The 18352-nt window shown below is 69.7% G+C and carries 19 protein-coding genes; 10 read left to right on the top strand and 9 right to left on the bottom strand.

The window, feature by feature from the left end; translation table 11 throughout:
* Nucleotides 1–19: 19 nt before the first annotated feature.
* Genes iolC through ACFLIM_RS31210 form a run of 5 tightly spaced genes read left to right on the top strand, consistent with a single transcriptional unit; the run spans nucleotide 20 to nucleotide 5673 of the window.
* Nucleotides 20–1003: a 5-dehydro-2-deoxygluconokinase gene (gene iolC, locus ACFLIM_RS31230; RefSeq protein ID WP_393171550.1), complete on the top strand. Its 984-nt coding sequence runs from the start codon at nucleotides 20–22 to the stop codon at nucleotides 1001–1003.
* Nucleotides 1000–1905 carry a Cgl0159 family (beta/alpha)8-fold protein gene (locus ACFLIM_RS31225; RefSeq protein ID WP_393171548.1) on the top strand — a complete coding sequence of 302 codons (906 nt, stop codon included), beginning with the start codon at nucleotides 1000–1002 and terminating at the stop codon, nucleotides 1903–1905. Before iolC ends, ACFLIM_RS31225 begins: the two co-directional genes overlap by 4 nt.
* Nucleotides 1902–2741, top strand: a complete 840-nt coding sequence (gene iolB, locus ACFLIM_RS31220) for a 5-deoxy-glucuronate isomerase (RefSeq protein WP_393171546.1) — start codon at nucleotides 1902–1904, stop codon at nucleotides 2739–2741. The genes ACFLIM_RS31225 and iolB overlap by 4 nt, the downstream gene beginning before the upstream one ends.
* The gene (iolD, locus tag ACFLIM_RS31215; protein ID WP_393171544.1) at nucleotides 2738–4585 is read left to right on the top strand and encodes a 3D-(3,5/4)-trihydroxycyclohexane-1,2-dione acylhydrolase (decyclizing); all 1848 of its coding nucleotides are present in this window, start codon (nucleotides 2738–2740) and stop codon (nucleotides 4583–4585) included. Before iolB ends, iolD begins: the two co-directional genes overlap by 4 nt.
* A 44-nt stretch (nucleotides 4586–4629) precedes the next feature.
* Nucleotides 4630–5673, top strand: a complete 1044-nt coding sequence (locus tag ACFLIM_RS31210; protein WP_393171542.1) for an AI-2E family transporter — start codon at nucleotides 4630–4632, stop codon at nucleotides 5671–5673.
* Nucleotides 5674–5810: 137 nt separating this feature from the next.
* On the opposite strand, the gene ACFLIM_RS31205 is transcribed toward ACFLIM_RS31210, so the two are convergent.
* Nucleotides 5811–6293: a GNAT family N-acetyltransferase gene (locus tag ACFLIM_RS31205; RefSeq protein WP_393171540.1), complete on the bottom strand. Its 483-nt coding sequence runs from the start codon at nucleotides 6291–6293 to the stop codon at nucleotides 5811–5813.
* Nucleotides 6294–6312: 19 nt separating this feature from the next.
* Between ACFLIM_RS31205 and ACFLIM_RS31200 the strand changes: the two genes are divergently transcribed.
* Entirely contained in the window at nucleotides 6313–6960 is a 648-nt protein-coding gene (locus ACFLIM_RS31200) for an HAD-IA family hydrolase (RefSeq protein WP_393171538.1), read from the top strand.
* A gap of 29 nt (nucleotides 6961–6989) precedes the next feature.
* On the opposite strand, the gene ACFLIM_RS31195 is transcribed toward ACFLIM_RS31200, so the two are convergent.
* Nucleotides 6990–7517, bottom strand: a complete 528-nt coding sequence (locus tag ACFLIM_RS31195; RefSeq protein ID WP_393171536.1) for a DivIVA domain-containing protein — start codon at nucleotides 7515–7517, stop codon at nucleotides 6990–6992.
* Between the two features lie 110 nt (nucleotides 7518–7627).
* Here ACFLIM_RS31195 and ACFLIM_RS31190 point away from each other — a divergent pair, with 110 nt between their 5' ends.
* Entirely contained in the window at nucleotides 7628–8365 is a 738-nt protein-coding gene (locus ACFLIM_RS31190; protein WP_393171534.1) for an ABC transporter ATP-binding protein, read from the top strand.
* On the top strand, nucleotides 8362–9030 hold the full coding sequence (locus ACFLIM_RS31185) for a hypothetical protein (RefSeq protein WP_393171532.1): 669 nt from the start codon (nucleotides 8362–8364) through the stop codon (nucleotides 9028–9030). The genes ACFLIM_RS31190 and ACFLIM_RS31185 overlap by 4 nt, the downstream gene beginning before the upstream one ends.
* Before the next feature lie 7 nt (nucleotides 9031–9037).
* On the opposite strand, the gene rlmN is transcribed toward ACFLIM_RS31185, so the two are convergent.
* Complete coding sequence (gene rlmN / locus ACFLIM_RS31180) at nucleotides 9038–10138, bottom strand: 23S rRNA (adenine(2503)-C(2))-methyltransferase RlmN (protein WP_393171530.1); 1101 nt, start codon at nucleotides 10136–10138, stop codon at nucleotides 9038–9040.
* A gap of 119 nt (nucleotides 10139–10257) precedes the next feature.
* Here rlmN and ACFLIM_RS31175 point away from each other — a divergent pair, with 119 nt between their 5' ends.
* Nucleotides 10258–11280 carry a suppressor of fused domain protein gene (locus ACFLIM_RS31175; protein ID WP_393171529.1) on the top strand — a complete coding sequence of 341 codons (1023 nt, stop codon included), beginning with the start codon at nucleotides 10258–10260 and terminating at the stop codon, nucleotides 11278–11280.
* On the opposite strand, the gene ACFLIM_RS31170 is transcribed toward ACFLIM_RS31175, so the two are convergent.
* From ACFLIM_RS31170 to ACFLIM_RS31145, 6 genes are all read right to left on the bottom strand, one after another.
* Complete coding sequence (locus ACFLIM_RS31170; protein ID WP_393171527.1) at nucleotides 11260–12099, bottom strand: phosphatidate cytidylyltransferase; 840 nt, start codon at nucleotides 12097–12099, stop codon at nucleotides 11260–11262. The genes ACFLIM_RS31175 and ACFLIM_RS31170 overlap by 21 nt on opposite strands.
* Before the next feature lie 58 nt (nucleotides 12100–12157).
* Nucleotides 12158–12715 carry a ribosome recycling factor gene (gene frr / locus ACFLIM_RS31165; protein ID WP_393171525.1) on the bottom strand — a complete coding sequence of 186 codons (558 nt, stop codon included), beginning with the start codon at nucleotides 12713–12715 and terminating at the stop codon, nucleotides 12158–12160.
* 43 nt (nucleotides 12716–12758) lie between these two features.
* The gene (pyrH, locus tag ACFLIM_RS31160) at nucleotides 12759–13457 is read right to left on the bottom strand and encodes a UMP kinase (protein WP_393171523.1); all 699 of its coding nucleotides are present in this window, start codon (nucleotides 13455–13457) and stop codon (nucleotides 12759–12761) included.
* Between the two features lie 145 nt (nucleotides 13458–13602).
* On the bottom strand, nucleotides 13603–14436 hold the full coding sequence (gene tsf / locus ACFLIM_RS31155; protein WP_393171521.1) for a translation elongation factor Ts: 834 nt from the start codon (nucleotides 14434–14436) through the stop codon (nucleotides 13603–13605).
* 487 nt (nucleotides 14437–14923) lie between these two features.
* Entirely contained in the window at nucleotides 14924–15901 is a 978-nt protein-coding gene (gene rpsB / locus ACFLIM_RS31150; protein WP_393171520.1) for a 30S ribosomal protein S2, read from the bottom strand.
* A 335-nt stretch (nucleotides 15902–16236) separates the two neighbouring features.
* Nucleotides 16237–16851, bottom strand: a complete 615-nt coding sequence (locus tag ACFLIM_RS31145; RefSeq protein ID WP_393171518.1) for an ArsR/SmtB family transcription factor — start codon at nucleotides 16849–16851, stop codon at nucleotides 16237–16239.
* 167 nt (nucleotides 16852–17018) lie between these two features.
* Here ACFLIM_RS31145 and ACFLIM_RS31140 point away from each other — a divergent pair, with 167 nt between their 5' ends.
* Nucleotides 17019–18347, top strand: a complete 1329-nt coding sequence (locus ACFLIM_RS31140; protein ID WP_393171645.1) for an MFS transporter — start codon at nucleotides 17019–17021, stop codon at nucleotides 18345–18347.
* Nucleotides 18348–18352: the final 5 nt, after the last annotated feature.

The raw sequence follows: 18352 nt of genomic DNA, 5'->3' as shown, positions 1-18352 counted from the left end.
CGTCCTGGAGGTGCGTTAGGTGCAGACCCCGCTACCTGCGGAGGGCCGCTGGGCGCGGCCCGCCGTGTACGACCTGATCACGATCGGCCGCTGCGGTGTCGACGTCTACCCGCTGCAGACCGGTGTCGGCCTGGCCGACGTCGAGACCTTCGGCAAGTTCCTCGGCGGCAGTCCGACCAACGTCGCCGTCGCCGCGGCGCGCCACGGGCTGCGCTCCGCCGTGATCACCGCCGTGGGTGCGGACCCGTTCGGAGAGTTCGTACGGCGGGCGATCCGCGGCTTCGGCGTGGACGACGCCTACGTGAGCACCATCGAGGGGCCACCGACGCCCGTCACATTCTGCGAGATCTTTCCTCCCGACCACTTCCCGATCTACTTCTACCGCGGCGAACACCCGCCTGACCTGCAGATCTCCCCTTCCTTCCTGGACCTGGACGCGATCGGCGACGCGGGCCTGTTCTGGTTCTCGCTGACCGGCCTGAGCCAGGAGCCGAGCGCCGCCGCCCACGCCGCCGCGTTGTCCGCGCGCAGGTCGGGCTGGACGGTGTTCGACCTGGACTACCGGCCCACGTTGTGGCCCTCGCGCGAGGCGGCCCACGAGGCGGCCCGGCAGGCGTTGCCGTACGCGAACGTGGCCGTCGGCAACCTGGACGAGGTGGAGACCGCGGTCGGCGTACGCGATCCGGAGGCCGCCGCGCAGGCGCTGCTGGACGCCGGGGTGAAGGTGGCCATCGTGAAAATGGGCCCCGAGGGGGTTTTCGCGCGTACCTCTGAGGAGAGCGCATTGGTGGAACCGGTGGAGGTGAAGGTGGTCAACGGGATCGGCGCGGGTGACGCGTTCGGCGGCGGCGTCTGCCTCGGGCTGCTGCGCGGCTGGCCGCTGGAGCGCACGATCCGCTTCGCCAACGCGGCCGGCGCCTTCGTGGCCGCCCGCCTGGCCTGCGCCGACGCCATGCCCACTACTCCTGAGGTAGAGCAACTGCTGAACGGGGTGCGTTCTTGAGCGACATCACGCTGCCCAGGGCCGCCGGATACGAGCGGCTCACCCACATCCGCGCCACCAGGCCGGAGGAGATCGCCGAGGCCGCGGCCCGGCGGCAACGGCGCGGCCTGCCCGGCGAGGGTGAGCGGCTGCTGATCATCGCCGCCGACCACCCGGCCCGCGGCTCCCTGGCCGTCCGCGACCGCCCGCTGGCCATGGCCAGCCGCACGGACCTGCTCGACCGCCTCCAGGTCGCACTGGCCCGCCCTGGTGTGGACGGCATCCTGGCCTCGCCCGACGTGCTGGAGGACCTGCTCCTGCTGGGGGCTCTGGAGGGCAAGCTGGCCTTCGGCTCCATGAACAGGGGCGGCCTGCAGGGCTCGGTGTTCGAGCTGGACGACCGCTTCACCGGCTTCGACGCGGCCTCGATCGACGCGATGCGCCTGGACGGCGGCAAGATGCTCTGCCGCATCGACCCGGGCGACCACGCGACCGTGACCACGCTGGAGTCGTGCGCCCACGCGGTCACCGACCTGGCCCGCCGGCGGCTGGTGGCCATGGTGGAGCCGTTCTGGTCACTCCGCTCCGAAACGGGCGCGGTCCGCAACGACCTCTCCCCTGACGCGGTGATCCGCTCGATCAGCATCGCCCAGGCGCTCGGCGTCACCTCGGCCTACACCTGGCTCAAGATCCCGGCCGTGGCCGAGATGGAGCGCGTGATGGCCGCCACCACCCTCCCGGCCCTGCTCCTCGGGGGCGACCCGCCGGACATCGACGCCGCCTACGCCGACTGGCACCGCGCGTTGAGCCTGCCCGGCGTGCGCGGACTCGTCGTGGGCCGCGCCCTGCTCTACCCTCCGGACGACGACGTGGCGACCGCCGTGGACGGCGCCGCCGCCCTGGTTCGAGAGGTACGCGCATGACCTACCTTCCGTACGGCAAGTCCGCCAACGGCCCCTGGTCGGTGGAGGTCACCCCGTCCCTGGCGGGCTGGACCTACTCCGGGCTGCGGATCGTGGACCTGACGGACGCCCCGGTGTCCTTCGACACGGGCGACGAGGAACTGCTCGTCCTCCCCCTGTCGGGCTCCTGCACGGTCACCATCCCCACGGAGACGTTCGTGCTGGCGGGGCGTGCCTCGGTGTTCGACGGCCCCTCCGATTTCGCCTATATCCCGATTTCTACGCAGGTGACCCTCCAGGGGGCCGGGCGCATCGCGTTGCCGTCCGCCCGCGCCACCCGCGCGCTGCCGCCCCGTTACGTGTCCGCCGCCGAGGTCCCGGTCGAGATCAGGGGCGCGGGCCAGGCCAGCCGCCAGGTGAACAACTTCTGCGCCCCCGGCGTCTTCGACTGCGACAAGCTCATGGCCGTCGAAGTCCTCACCCCGGACGGGAACTGGTCCTCGTACCCGCCGCACAAGCACGACACCGACAACCCGGGCGAAGCCGTACTCGAGGAGATCTACTACTTCGAGGTGGCCGACCAGGGAGTGGGCTACCAGCGGGTCTACTCCTCCGAGCGCGGCCAGATCGACACCCTCGCCGAGGTGACGTCGGGCGACGTGGTCCTGGTGCCCTACGGCTACCATGGCCCTTCCATGGCCGCACCCGGCTACGACCTCTACTACCTGAACGTCCTGGCAGGCCCCGCGGAGCAACGTTCGATGGCGTTCTGCGACGACCCCCGCCACGCCTGGATCCGCTCCTCCTGGGACGCACAGCCCATCGACCCCAGACTGCCGTTCGGGAGGACTCCATGATCCGGCTGACCGTCGCGCAGGCCGTCGTACGCTTCCTGGCTCAGCAGTGGACCGAGCGCGACGGTGTGGAGCGCAGGTTCTTCGGCGGCTGCTGCGGCATCTTCGGCCACGGCAACGTCGCCGGACTGGGCCAGGCGCTGGCCACCTCCACCGAGGACCTGCCCTACCACCTGAGCCGCAACGAGCAGGCGATGGTCCACACGGCCGCCGCCTACGCCAGGGCCGGCAACCGGCTGTCCACCCTGGCCTGCACCACCTCGATCGGCCCCGGGGCCACCAACATGATCACCGGCGCGGCGGGCGCGACGATCAACCGGCTGCCCGTGCTGCTGCTGCCCGGCGACATCTTCTCCACCCGCGTGGCGGGCCCGGTGCTCCAGGAGCTGGAAGACCAGCGTTCCTACGACATCTCGGTCAACGACTGCTTCAAGCCGGTCTCCCGCTTCTGGGACCGCGTCAACCGCCCCGAGCAGCTCCCGTCCGCGCTGCTGGCCGCCATGCGGGTGCTCACCGACCCGGCCGAGACCGGCGCGGTGACGCTGGCACTGCCGCAGGACGTGCAGGCGGAGGCGTACGACTGGCCGGACGAGCTGTTCGCCCGCCGCGTCTGGCACATCCCCAGGCCGCGCCCCGAGCGGGCCGCCCTGGTCAGGGCCGCCGAGCTGGTCAAGTCCGCGGTACGCCCGCTCATCGTCGCGGGCGGCGGCACGATCTACAGCGAGGCCACGGAGCAACTGCGGATCTTCGCGGAGACGTACGGCATCCCGGTGGCCGAGACGCAGGCGGGCAAGGGCGCGCTCCCCCATGGGCACCCGCTCGCCGTGGGTGCGATCGGCGCCACGGGCACCACGGCCGCCAACGCGCTGGCCCGCGAGGCCGACCTGATCATCGGCGTCGGCACCCGCTACAGCGACTTCACCACCGCCTCCCGGACGATCTTCGCCCCCGGCGCCCGCTTCCTCAACCTCAACATCACCGGCTTCGACGCCGCCAAGCTGTCCGGCCTGCAACTGGTCGCCGACGCCCGCGAAGGGCTGGCGGACCTGGCCGAGGCGTGCGCGGGCTGGAGCGCTCCGGCCGCCTACCGGGAGCGGGCGGCCGAGCTGACGCGGGCCTGGGACGCGGCCGTGGACGCGGCGTACGGGCTCGACGGCTCGCCGCTGCCGCAGTCCGCGGTGATCGGCGCGGTCAACGCGGCGGCGGGCGACGACGGCGTGGTGGTGTGCGCGGCCGGGTCGATGCCCGGCGACCTGCACAAGCTCTGGCGGCCCAGCGGCCCGGGCAGCTACCACGTCGAGTACGGCTACTCCTGCATGGGCTACGAGATCGCGGGCGGCCTGGGCGTCAAGATGGCGGTCCCGGAGCGCGAGGTGTTCGTCATGGTGGGCGACGGCTCGTACCTGATGATGGCCCAAGAGCTCGTCACGGCGGTCTCCGAGGGGATCAAGGTGGTCGTCGTGCTGGTGGACAACTCCGGCTTCGCCTCCATCGGCCGCCTGTCGGAAAGCGTCGGCGCGGAACGCCTCGGTACCTCCTACCATTACCCCGACGGGGGCCCGCTGCCCGTGGACCTGGCCGCCAACGCGGCCAGCCTGGGCGCGACGGTGTTGCGCCCCGAATCGGTCTCCGACCTGCGCAAGGCGCTCGACGCGGCCCGCTCGGCCGCCGAGACCACGGTGATCTACGTCCGCACCGATCCCATGGCCGACGACGCGCCCTCCTCGGAGGCGTGGTGGGACGTGCCCGTGGCGCAGGTGGGCACGACGAGCGCCACGTACGCGGCGCGGGAGGCGTACGAGGCGAACAAGCGGTCCCAGCGCCCGCACCTCACCCCACCCGCCTGATCAGGGTTGCTGCCGATCACCTGGGGGAACTCCTCTGACCAGGCGTGATTGGGGGGCAGCGGATGGGGCCGTGGCGGGTGCTGGGGTGGCTCGCGGTCATCGCGGTGGCCCTGTTCTGCCTCTACCACGTGCGCACGGTGGCCATCTCGATCATCATTGGCGTGTTCATCACGGCGCTGCTGCTGCCCCCGGCCCGCTGGCTCAGGTCACGCGGGCTGAACCGCGCCCTGGCCACCGCGATCGTCTTCGCCGGCGGGCTGGTGTTGTTCGGGGCGCTGGCCGCGCTGCTGGTGCCGCCGACCGTGGACAGCCTGTCCGAGCTGCGGGCGAGCGTCGGCAAGGTGCTCGATGACCTGCACCACCTGACCGCCAGGTTCGGGCTCGACGACCGGCGGCTCATCGCGCAGGCCAGGGACTACCTGGCCGGCCAGGGGGGCCAGATCACGACCGGGGCGCTGGCCGGGGTCAAGACCGTGGGCGAGATCGTGGTCGGGGCCGTGCTGGCGGTCATCCTGTCGGTGTACTTCGTGCACGGCGGCGACCGGCTCTTCCGCTGGCTCGTGGACCTCGTACCCGCCTCGGCGCGGACGCGCGTCGCCGACACCGGTCACCTGGTCTTCTCGGTGATCGGCCGGTACATCCGCGGGGTCGCGATCGTGGGGGCGGTCGACGGGTTCTTCATCGGGACGGCGCTGTGGATCCTGGGGGTGCCGATCGCGTTGCCGCTGGCGGTGCTGACGTTCGTGGGGGCTTTCCTGCCGGTGGTGGGGGCGTTCATGGCGGGGCTGCTGGCGGCGGTGGTGGCGCTCGTGGCAAAGGGCTGGCTGGTGGCGCTGATCGTGGTCGGGGTGACCGTGGCGGTGCAGCAGATCGAGGGGCACGTGCTGGCGCCGCAGATCTACGGCAAGGCCCTCGACCTGCCCGGGGCGGTCATCCTGGTGGCGATCACGGTGGGCAGCGTGATCGCCGGCATCACCGGCGCGTTCCTGGCCGCCCCGGTGACGTCGGTGATCGTGGCCCTGCTGCGGACCCGCCTGATCACCCCCGCGCGGCCGCTGCCGCCTCCAGCACCTCCAGCGACCACGTGAGCCGCCCGGCCCGCAGGTCGTCGATGACCGCGCGGAGCCACCTCGTCTCCGCGGCCGTGACCTCGCGCAGAACCGGATTCTCCACTGACCCCGCCCCGGCCCCCGGCCCGCACGTCCGGGGGCCGTTCCTTGGGCGGTCAGAGGATGAGCTCCAGCTCCAGCTCGTGCCTGATCGGGATGCCGTCGGACTCTTCCGGGATGCCCGGCTTGAGCTTGCGAGCGCCGTCCACGGCGTTCCTGTGCAGGGCGACGAGGTCGAAGCCGTACCGCTGGTAGAAGCGCAGGGCGTGCGTGTTGTCGTTGGTGGTGATGAGGGTGAGCCTGGCCATGCCGCGGTCGACCGCGACGGCGCGAACGGCGTCCAGCAGCGCCTTCCCGACACCTTTGCCGGGGATCACGGCGTCGATCGTGATGACCTCCACCGACCCGTCGCGCTCGGCGTAGGTGATCACGCCGGCTACCTCGCCGTCGATCTCCGCGACGAATCCGGGCAACCGTGCCGCGTCCACCAGCTCGCCCCAACCCAGGGACACCACCGTGGTGCCGCCCCAGCTCTCGGTGAGCACGTGCCGGACGATCTGCACGTCTCCGGCCTCGATGGGACGCACGGACATCGCCATGACCCTCATTATGAGACGTATGCGATGGGTTACGTTCGACTGTTTCGGAACTCTTGTCGACTGGCGGCACGGCATCCACACCAGTGCCGATCTGATCGCGCCGGGCCAGGGGGCGCGGTTGCTGGAGGCGTACAACCGGCACGAGCACGCCGTGCAGACCGAGTCACCGGCACTCCGCTACCGCCACGTGCTGGCCGAGGCGCTGCGCCGGGCGTGCGCGGAGGAGAAGGTGGAGCTCAACGACGACGACGCGTCCGTGCTGGCCACGACGCTCCCGTACTGGCCGGTCTTCCCCGAGGTCGGCGCCGAGTTGTCGGCGCTGCGCGCGGCGGGGTGGAACCTGGCGCTGCTCACCAACTGCGACCGCGACCTCATCGCGGAGACGCTGCGGCGGCTGCCCGTGCCGTTCGAGGCGGTCGTGACGGCTGAGGACGCGGGCGCGTACAAGCCGGCGTCGGCGCACTTCGACCGCTTCAAGCGCTCGTACGAGCCGGACGCGTGGGTGCACGTGGCCCAGAGCTACTTCCACGACATGGTCCCCGCGCACCGGCTGGGCATCCGCCGCGTGTGGATCAACCGCCTGGGCGAGCGGCCGCCGGACGAGACGATCATCCAGCAGAGCCTCCCCGACCTGCACGGCCTTGTCTCCGCCGTCCAGCACCGCTAGGAGCGCGTGGAGGCGTTGCTCGGGGACGCCTAGACGCGCTGCTCCAGCACGTCGGCGATGCCCGCCAGGAACGAGTCCACGTCCGCGATCAGGTATCCGGACTTGAGCATCACGGTCGAGAACTTGACGTCCCGCACGTCCTTGGCCGTCACGGGGTATTCCGTCGTGCCACGCAGGGTGGCCACGATCCGGTCGAGAAAGGCGTCGATCTCGTCCTCGTTGTAGCCGGTGCCCATGCGACCGGGGCGAAAGGCCACCCGTTCGACGCGGGTCGCCTGGGTCTCGAACCACTCCTCGCGCAGCATGTCACCGGTGGGCTCGGCCATGGCCAGCCGTACCGGGCGCTTGGTCTGGGTCTCCAGCGCCACCACGAACGCTTCCAGCGCGAAGTCGACCGCGGTCTCGTGATAGCCGCCGCGCTTGGCGCGGAACGTGGCTCTGCGCACCTCGTCGGCGGTGACGGGCTCGAAGGTGTGCGAGCCTCTGCCCAGGGTCGACTCGATCCGCTCGATCAGGGCGTCGACTTCGCCGGGGTCATAGCCTGAACGCATACCCATGACGCGTGGAAAGCGGTTCAAGCGTCACTCCTCTGGAAATGTGCCGGGGGTCCCTCCATTGTCGGGCCTTTATCACGGCCATGCGACACGACATATACCGTTACAGCACCATGCGTCTGTCCAAGGTCTCTTTCCGCTACCGAAGGCGTGAACCTTTCGTCATCCAGGACGCCGACGCCCGCCTCGACCCCGGCGACGTGATCGAGCTGACCGGCGTGAACGGGGCCGGCAAATCGACACTGCTCCGGCTCCTGGCCGGCCTCGCCCGGCCGACGACGGGCACGATCGCCGACCGCCCGCCGATCGTCGGCTTCGCCCCCGACCGCTTCCCGGCGGGCCAGCCGTTCACGGTCACGGCGTACCTGCACCATATGTCCCGCGTACGCGGGGGCGCCCGCTGGGAGCCGTGGGCCGAACGCCTCAACATGGGCCACCTTCTCGGGCTACCCCTGGGCGAGTTGTCGAAGGGCAGCGCGCACAAGGTCGGCCTGACCCAGGCGCTGATGGCCGAACCGGGGCTGCTGATCCTCGACGAGCCCTTCGCCGGCCTCGACGCAGACACCCGTGAGGAGCTCCCCTCGATCGCCACGGAGATCGTGGGCAGGGGCGGCATCGTCATCGCCAGCGACCACCAGGGCGGCCTACGCGCTTTACCGGCCGTCCGCCACTGGTCGGTCGTCGACGGCCACCTCAAGGAAAGCACGACGAAGCCCTTGCTCACCGACCATCCAGCCGTCACGTCCGAACGCCCGCAGGCGACCGTGGCGGTCACCTTACCCGCCGCCGAGCTCCAGCACTTCCTGGCCAGGATGCGCGGCGAGGGCTACCAGGCAGAGGAGACCGGATGATCCCCCTGGCCACCTTCCGCCTGGCCGCCTACATCCGCTCGCACCGCGTCTACCAGGCCCTCCTGCTCGCCCTGGCCATGCTGGCGATCCTGTACGGCAGCCGGGCGCCGAGGGGCGAGGAGGCCGGCGTGCTCACGGACGGCGCCGTACTGATCATCCCCATCCTGGCCTGGGCCGCCAGGAGCCTCCTTGACACCGAGCCCGACCAGCAGCGCGAGCTCTCAGCGATCCAGGCGGGCGGGCGGGGCAAGGAGGTGGCCGCGGGGCTAGCGGCGGCGTCGGCGGCGTGTGTCGCGCTCTCGGCGCTGGGCCTGGGCGCGGCGCTCCTGCTCGGCGTGAGTCAACCCCCGCCGACCGGCGTACTGGCGGCCGCCGTCCTCCTGCACGCCCTGGCCGCACTGACGGGAACCGCCCTCGGCGCCCTCACCAGCCGCGCGATCCTGCGCTCCCCGGCCGTCTCGATCATGGCCCTGCTGCTCGGCTTCCTGGCGATGCTGCTGCTCAGCACCTCGCCCCTCTACTGGCTCACCGTCCCGGTCGTCGCCTGGATGAAGGCCGCGAACGCCGGTCACCTCATCGACCAGCTCCCCCAGCTCGGCACGCTCTCCCTGGCCTGGTGCGTCATCGGCCTGGGCGTATACCTGTGGCGCCGGCTCAGGGTGTAGGTCTCAGTTACTCGGCGGCGGCGAGCTGGCCGCAGGCGCCGTCGATCTCGCGCCCGCGCGTGTCGCGCACCGTCACGGGAACGCCGTGGAACTCCAGCCGCCGCACGAACGCCCGCTCGTCCTCGGGCCGCGAAGCCGTCCACTTGGAACCCGGCGTGGGGTTGAGCGGGATCAGGTTGACGTGCACCAGTTTGTTCCTGACCAGCTTGCCGAGCAGGTCCGCCCGCCACTCCTGGTCGTTGATGTCCTTGATCAGCGCGTATTCGATCGAGACCCGCCGCTTGGTCTTCGCCGCGTACGCCCACGCGGCGTCGAGCACCTCCGCCACCTTCCACCGGGTGTTGATCGGCACCAGCGTGTCGCGCAGCTCGTCGTCGGGCGCGTGCAGCGACAGCGCCAGCGTGACCGGCAGCCCCTCGTCGGCGAGCTTGCCGATGGCGGGCACCAGGCCGACGGTGGAGACCGTGACGCCGCGGGCGGAGATGCCGAGCCCGTGCGGAGAGGGCTCCACCAGGCGGCGGACCGCGCCGATCACCTGCTTGTAGTTGGCCAGCGGCTCGCCCATGCCCATGAACACGACGTTGCTCACCCTGCCGGGCCCGCCCGGCACCTCACCCGCCGCCAGCGCCCGAGCCCCGGCGACGACCTGCTCGACGATCTCCGCGGTGGACATGTTGCGGGTCAGGCCCGCCTGGCCGGTGGCGCAGAACGGGCAGTTCATGCCGCAGCCGGCCTGCGAGGACACGCACATCGTGACCCGGTCGGGATAGCGCATGAGCACCGACTCGACCAGTGCCCCGTCGAACAGCCGCCACAACGTCTTGCGGGTGGTGCCGCCGTCGGTGGTCAGCTCCTTGACCGGGGTGAGCAGGCCGGGCAGCAGCGTGGACAACTTCTCCCGGGCCGCCGCCGGCAGGTCGGTCATCGCGCCGACGTCAGTGGTGAGGCGCTCGAAGTAGTGACGCGAGAGCTGGTCGGCCCGGAACGCCTTCTCGCCCAGCTCGGTCACCGCGGCCCGCCGCTCGGCCATCGACAGGTCAGCCAGGTGCCGTACGGGCTTGGCCCGCCGGGGCGCGACGAAGGTGAGCTGACCTGGGGGCTGGGACACGTTACTGCCTTTGCTTGAAGGGTTGTCGACCAGGGTACTGAACGTCCGGAACGGAGGTGGCATTCCTGGTCGCGGACCGGCTCGCATCGGGCTCACCACCCGATCTACAGTCATCTCGTATGGCGATTTTTCGGTCGGCATCTGGCGAGGGTGGCACCGAGGTCGTGCTCGCCGCCGGTAACCCGTACGGGAGCCGGACGCTCGTGGTCGAGCGGGACGAGGACTCCTCGGTAGCTTACCTGTGCTCGCCCGACGGGGCGGTGCACGGCGCCGTCTGGCTGGCCAACCACCGCCCGGCCCCGCCTGTGGTGGACCTGGCCAGGATCAACGCCGGCCTGCCGCCGCTGATGCCCAGGGCCGGCACGCTGCACCCGGACGGCCGGCGGCCGCTCGGGCAGCTCAGCGCGTTGTGGTTCGAGGAGGGCGACGGGGTGGCCCTCTACGAGGACGACGACCTGCTGGCGGTCATCCCCGGCTGGGCCGACATGAGCAGGGGCATGCCGGGGTACGCGCGGGACGCGGTGGGCGAGTCGCCGTTCGCCTGGGCGCTCTCGGAGGCGCTCGAAGGGCTGCGGCCCCGTATCTCCAACGCCAGATCCTACTGGCGCTGGCGGCACGGTGAGGGGTCGTGGCCGTCGTTCCAGCAGTTCGTGATGGGGCATCTGGACCGGGTGCTCGGGCCCGCGGGCCGCTACTGGGACGCCAGCGGCGAGCGGCTGCCGACCGTGGGGATCACCGAACGCCCACCGCACCATGACCGCGGTTTCACCGTGTTGTCCACGGTCGGGATGAGCTGCCAGCGGATGCCCACGGTCGAGCAGTGGATCGACAAGCCGGGGGCGTACGCGCGGATCGAGCTGGCCGTGGCCACCCGCGAGGACCCCAGGGACGCGGCGCTGCTGCTGGTGTGGTTGTCGCAGTATCCGTGGCACTCGGTCACCTGGCTGGGCCACGGGCACACGGCGAAGTGGTATCACGAGCCTTCGACGTTCCCGCTGGGGCCGCGATATTCGGGGGTCCTGATGACGGCCAACGCACCACACATGCCTGACATGTCGGGATTCGCGTTCGGCGGTGAGGCCGTACGGTGGCTCTGGCTCTCACCGATCACCGTCGAGGCGCTAGAAGAACAGCGTCATTAGCAGCCAGACCGGCACCAGCGTCGTCACCAGCGAGTCGAGCCGGTCCATCAGACCGCCGTGGCCGGGCAGGATCGTGCCCAGGTCCTTGATGCCGAGATCTCGCTTGATCATCGACTCGATCAGGTCGCCCAGGGTCGCCAGCAGCGCCGCGAGCCCGCCGATCAGCGCGCCCTGCCAGATCGCGCCGCCGAGCAGCCAGGCCACCAGCCAGGCCCCCACCGCCGTGCACGCGACGAACGACCCGGCGAACCCCTCCCACGTCTTCTTCGGGCTGATCACCGTCATCTGGTGCCTGCCGAACAGCACCCCCGCGATGTAACCGCCGATGTCGCTGGCCACGGTCACCGCGAGGAAGATCAGCACCCGGTGGTCGCCGTCGTCGGCCCTGAGCAGCAATGCCGCGAACGCGGTCAGCATCGCGGGATAGAACAGCGTGAACACCGACGCCGAGGCGTCCCGCACGTATCCGTCCGTGCCGTCGCTGAACATCCGCCAGCCCAGCAACACGAACGCGAAGATCGCGAACGTCGCCAGCAACCAGAGCGGCCCGCCCCAGTACGCCCCCGCCTGCATCGCCACCAGGCCCGCGAGCACGGGCACGGCGGGCACCTTGATGTCGCGGGTCGCGAATGCCTTGGTCAGCTCCAGCACGCCGACGCCCACGGCCGCCACCATGACCAGAAGGAAGAGCTCCTTGATCGTGTAGAGGGAGCCGATGGCCAGCGCGCCCAGCACCACGCCGACCGCGATCGCGGCAGGCAGGTTCCTTCCGGTACGGCTGCCGCCGCTCGAGCTGGTGCCAGCCGTACGTTCTTCCACAGAGTTCTCCAAGAGCCACGGCCCCCGCCACCGGGGCGAGGGCCGTGTGGCGTGCCGCTCAGACTTCGAGCAGCTCGGCTTCCTTGTGCTTGAGCAGCTCGTCGATCTTGGCGACGTGCTTCTGGGTGAGGTCGTCGAGCTCCTTCTCGGCGCGGCGCACCTCGTCCTCCCCCGCTTCACCATCCTTGATCATCTTGTCGAGGATCTCCTTGGCGGAGCGGCGGATGTTGCGCACCGACACCTTGGCGTGCTCACCCTTGTTCCTGGCGACCTTGATGTACTCCTTGCGGCGCTCCTCGGACAGCTCCGGGAACGTCACGCGGATCACCTGGCCGTCGTCGGTCGGGTTGACGCCGAGGTCGGAGTCGCGGATGGCCCGCTCGATCGCGCTCATCGAGCTCTTGTCGTAGGGCTGGATGAGGACCATACGCGCCTCAGGCACGTGGAACGACGCCAGCTGCTGGATCGGCGTCGGCGTGCCGTAGTATTCGGCGTTGATCTTGTTGAACATCGAGGGCGTGACTCGGCCCGTACGGATGCTCGCGAAGTCCTCCTTCGCGACCGAGACGGCCTTGTCCATCTTGTCCTCGGCTTCGAGGAGGGTTTCGTCGATCACAGCGGCTCCCTGTCTTCTAGCTGGCGGTGTCGGGCTCGCTCCCTCATTTACCTGCGGGACTCACCAGCGTGCCGATTTTCTCACCGCGGACCGCCCGCAGGATGTTGCCCTCGCCCATGAGGTCGAAGACCACGATCGGCAGATCGTTGTCCTTGCACAGGCTGATCGCGGTGGCGTCCATGACCGCGAGGTCTCGGAGCAGCACCTCGCCGTAGTCAAGGTGATCAAACCTGACCGCATCCGGATTTTTACGTGGATCGGAGTCGTAGATCCCGTCGACCTGCGTGCCCTTGAGCAGCGCCTCGGCGCCGATCTCCAGGGCCCGCTGGGACGCCGCGGTGTCGGTGGAGAAGAACGGCGAGCCGAGTCCCGCGCCGAAGATGACCACGCGCCCCTTCTCGAGGTGCCTGATCGCGCGGCGCGGCAGGAACGGCTCGGCCACCTGCTGCATGGTGATGGCGGTCTGCACGCGTGTCTCCACGCCCCGCCGCTCGAGGAAGTCCTGTAGTGCCAGGCAGTTGATGACCGTGCCGAGCATGCCCATGTAGTCGGCCCTGGCCCGGTCGATGCCGCCCTCCGAGAGGGTGACGCCGCGGAACATGTTTCCGCCACCGACCACGACCGCCACCTGCACGCCCTCTTTGACCGCCTCGGCGATCGAATCGGCCAGATGATCGACGACCTCGGGATCGATGCCCAGCGGCTCGCTGCCGGCGAACGCCTCCCCTGACAGCTTCAACATGACCCGCTTCCACCTGAGTGGACTCTGCGGGTTTTGAGATGAGGAAGCCGCCGTCCGTGTGGATTCGTGGGCTGGCTCCCGGTGGTCCTGCACGGCGGCGGCCTCCTTCATTCGGCGGATCGTTGACCTGGCGGCTTGCTCAAGCCTAAGCCTGACCGACCTTGAAGCGGACAAAGCCGAGGACCTCGACGCCGTTCTCGTCGGCGTACTTGCCCACGCTCTTCTTGTTGTCCTTGACGAAAGCCTGCTGCAGCAGCGTGAAGTCCTTGTACCAGCCATTGACGCGACCCTCGACGATCTTGCCGACGGCGGCCTCGGGCTTGCCCTCCTCGCGGGTCATCTCCTCGAAGAGCTTGCGCTCCTTGTCGACGACCTCGGCGGGCACGGAGTCGGGCTTGAGGTACTGCGGCGCCATGGCCGCGGCGTGCTGCGCGATGTCCTTGGCGACCTCGGCGTTCGGCTTGTCGAGCTGGACCAGCACGCCGACCGCGGGCGGCAGCGCGGGGTCGGTGCGGTGCATGTAGGCGCCGATGTAGCCGCCCTCCAGCACCGCGAACCGGCGGATCTCGATCTTCTCGCCCAGCGCGGCGTTGGCCAGGTCGAGGTGCTCCTTGACGGTCTTGCCGTCGAAGGAGGACTCGAGCAGCGTCGCCACGTCGGCGGGCTTGGTCTCCAGGATGTGCGCGACCACCCCGGCCGCCAGCTCCTGGAAGCGCTCGCCCTTGGCCACGAAGTCGGTCTCGCAGTTGAGCTCGACCAGCGCGGCGGAGGAGTCGCCGTCCTGCTTGAGCGCGACGAGGCCGTTGGAGGCGGTGCGGGCCTCGCGCTTGCCCACGTCCTTGGCGCCCTTGAGGCGCAGCAGCTCGATGGCGCGGTCGAAGTCGCCCTCGGACTCCTCCAGCGCCCTCTTGCAGTCCATCATGCCGGCAGCGGTGATCTCGCGAAGCCGCTTGACGTCGGCCATGTTCACGGAAGCCATTGCTCTTATTCCTTGTGGGATTTCGTCGTGGATCGGGTGGGTGCCCGGGATCCGGTTCACCCACCCTTGGTTGGTACGGCAGACGCTTGCCGTGCCAGGAGCCTTTGTCTTGCTCGGGGCTCGGGTCAGGCTTGGCTCTGCTGCTACTTCGCTCGGCCTACTGCCCAGCCTCGTCTCGGCTTACCACCTCGACCGGGATGGGACCTCACCTCGGCTTCCACCTCGGTTCGGCTGCCACCTCGCCTCGGCTTTCCGCCCGGGCTCGGTGGCCGCCTCGCCTTGGCCCGGCTTACGCGGCCTGAGCCTGATGTGACCTGCCCCGGCGTGCCGTCCCGGCCAGGCCGTCTGTCCACTCGGGACCCGTACCTTGCCCGGTCGGCCACCGGGGCGCTCAGCGGCCGGTGTGGTTCGCGTTATTCAGCTGTGCGGCCGTGCTCGTGCTTGGGCGCCTGACCCGAGCCTGGAGCAATCGCCCTTGCCTTGGCCGTCAGGCCTGCGGCTCGGTCTCACCCTCGGCGGCGGCCTCGGCGGGAGCGGCACTCTCCTCGGCAACGACCTCGGGCGCGGCCTCGGGGGCAGCGGCCTCAGCAGCAGCCTCAGGAGCGGCCTCAGGAGCGGCGGCCTCAGCAGCAGCCTCAGGAGCAGCGGCCTCAGGAGCAGCCGCCTCCGCCTCGTCGGCCGTACGCTCGCCGGTGCCCTGCTCGATGAGCTCACGCTCCCACTCGGCCAGCGGCTCGGCGGCGGCCGGCTTCTCGTCACCGCGCGCGGCGCCGGAGCGAGCCATCAGACCGGCGGCGACGCCGTCGGCGACGACCCTGGTCAGCAGGCCGACGGCGCGGATGGCGTCGTCGTTGCCCGGGATCGGGTAGTCGACCTCGTCGGGGTCGCAGTTGGTGTCGAGGATCGCGACGACAGGAATGCCAAGCTTCTTGGCCTCGCTGATCGCGATGTGCTCCTTCTTCGTGTCGACGATCCACACCGCGCTGGGCACACGGCCCATGTCGCGGATGCCGCCGAGCGTACGCTCGAGCTTGTCCTTCTCCCGACGGCGCATGAGGAGCTCCTTCTTGGTGAGCCCCGAGGCGGCGACGTTGTCGAAGTCGAGCTCCTCGAGCTCCTTCAGACGCTGCAGCCTCTTGTGCACGGTGGAGAAGTTGGTGAGCATGCCACCCAGCCAGCGCTGGTTGACGTACGGCATGCCGACCCGGGCGGCCTGCTCGGAGATGGCCTCCTGAGCCTGCTTCTTGGTGCCGATGAACAGGATCGTGCCGCCGTGGGCGACGGTCTCCTTGACGAAGTCGTAGGCACGGTCGATGAACGACAGCGACTTCTGCAGGTCGATGATGTAGATGCCGTTGCGCTCGGTGAAGATGAAGCGCTTCATCTTCGGGTTCCAGCGCCGGGTCTGGTGACCGAAGTGAACGCCGCTTTCGAGCAGCTGTCGCATGGTGACGACGGGGGCCATGTGCTGGTCCTCCAGGTCTGGGCGCCCTGCGGATGGGCGCGGTTCTCGGTTGTGCCGCGGCAGCGCGTCGTCTGCCGCCCTGATGCCCCGAAACCGCTCCCGCCGGACACGTGGCCCGGACCGATGGCGCGGTCCGCAATGGGGCATGCGAAGTCGGCCTGTGTCACAGGCCACCGAAAAGTCTACCTCCCACACCACCCCAGCCTGACCGTCTACCGTCAAACGGACATCCCGCCCCTCCCCCACAACGAAGCGGCGGGATTGAGCACACATCACGCCCTCCGGTCCAACCGGCACCGCGACCCTCCGGCCCCGCCCGTACCACGAGCCCCGGCTCAGCGCGCATCGTGATCCTCGGTAGGCAACCCGGGTGCCGCCCTCTTCACGACCGGGAACAGATTGATTTGCGCCTCAGCGATCCTGGCCCCACTCGGCGCCTCCTTCTCGCCGCGGTTCCGAGCGACGTAAGGCTCGAGCAACTTCTCGATCGCCTCGCTGAGCCGGGCCAGCTCCTCCGCGTCGACCCTGATCCGAGTACGGCTGAAGCGCGTCACATCACGCCACTCATCCGGCTCCCTGTCGACATGGGCCATGGCCCGCCCCGCCGCTTCGTTGGCCTCCCGGAGAAACGCCGTCATCACCGAGACCTTGGCATCCCGCACCTCTGGCTGATCATCAGGGTGAACCCCGACGCTGAGCGGCGCGTCCACGGACTGCCACAACCGCTCCCTGCCGTCGCCCCGGGGCGGCGCATCCTCCACGAACCCGTACTTGGCCAACATCCGCAGGTGGTAACTGGCAGCGCTGGGCGTGATCCCCGCGCCCTCCGCCACCTCGGTAGCGGTAGCGCTCCCCTCGACAGCAAGCCTGTCGAGGATCATCAACCTCGCCGGATGAGCCAGCGCCCGCATCGCCTTGGGATCACTGAGCCCGTCGCTGTCCTGCGTCATGTGCCAAAGGTACCCGCGTTCGATATGAAGCATTGCCTTCATAACTGTGAAGGGATACCTTCACAGTTATGAAGCGTTCCCTTCACAACCAGGATGCAGCCCGCCCGACGAGGGATTCCACCCCCGTACGACCCGAGCACACCAGCGGCCCCGACCTCGATCCCGGCTTGGCACTGTCAGACGTTGCGCCCATCCCCCTCCGAAAGCAACCTGACTACCGTTTGTTGTGGACAGCCCGGACGATCTCAGTCACCGGCTCAGAGGTGTCCAAGCTGGCCATCCCCCTGACCGCGATCACCATGCTGACCGCATCCCCCTCCCAGATGGGATTGCTGACCGCGGCCGCCTCGGTGCCCGCCCTCGTGTTCGGCCTCCAGTCGGGCGCCATCGCCGACCGGCTCACCCGGCACCGTCCCCTGATGATCGCTTGTGAACTCGTCTCCTGCGCGGCCGCCGCCACAGTCCCCATAGCCTGGCTCCTCGGCCTCCTGAACATCATCTGGTTGATCACGGTAGCCCTGGTGATCGGCACAGCCGGAGTCCTGTTCAGAGCGGCGAACTTCCCCCATGTGGCAGCGGTCGTCTCCCCCGCACAGCGAACCGAGGCGATGGCGGGCTTCCACGCCTCCTACTCGGTGGCCTCGGTGAGCGGTCCCGGCCTGGCCGGCCTCCTTGTGCAGCTCCTCACGGCCCCGCTGGCCGTACTGGCGGAGGCGCTGTCGTTCCTGACCTCAGCCCTGTTGCTCCGCGCCATCAGAACCCCGGAAAGGAACGAGCCCGCGGCTTCCCGAGGCATGTGGCGTGACGTCGTGGAAGGCCTGAGGGCCAGCGTCACCCACCCCGTACTCCGGGCGCTACTCGGCGCGGGTGTCACGATCAACTTCTTCGCCATGGCGTACACAGCCGTCTACATGCTCTACATGGTCAACACGCTCGGCATCCCCAAAGCCCTGATCGGCGTACTCATCGCCCTGGGCGGCCTCGGCGGCCTGCTGGGCGCCTGGATCACCGCCCGCCTCTCCAAGCGCTACGGCGAGAACCGCATCCTGCTCGTCTCGGTGCTGTTCTTCCCCATGGAAATCCTCGCCGTAGGCCTGCTCACGGGCCCTCTTTGGTGGAAGCTCTCCCTCCTGGCCCTGACCGGTACGATCACCGGCGGCATAGTCGTAGCCTTCGCCACCTGCATGGGCGCGATCATCCTCCGCGAAACCACCCCAGAGCTCCGGGGCCGGGTGAACGCGACCACGACGTTCGCGGTGCAGGGCGTCCTGGCCATCGGCGGCCTCGTCGGCGGCGTCCTGGCCGAATTCCTGGGCCTACGCCCGGTGATCCTCATCTGCGCGGCGGGCATAGCCCTGAGCGCCATCTGGATCTGGACCTCCCCCCTACGCCCAAACCGCCCCCGCCCTCAAGTCCCACCACCTCCAAGCCCCGACGTAGCCCTCTCCCAGGCCCTAGACCATGTGATCTACTCCAAGCGCCACCGCCCGATCTGACTCAA

This window comes from Nonomuraea marmarensis (genome assembly GCF_043197025.1).
GTDB classification, from domain to species: domain Bacteria; phylum Actinomycetota; class Actinomycetes; order Streptosporangiales; family Streptosporangiaceae; genus Nonomuraea; species Nonomuraea marmarensis.
This window is presented reverse-complemented; position numbering and strand designations above follow the sequence as displayed.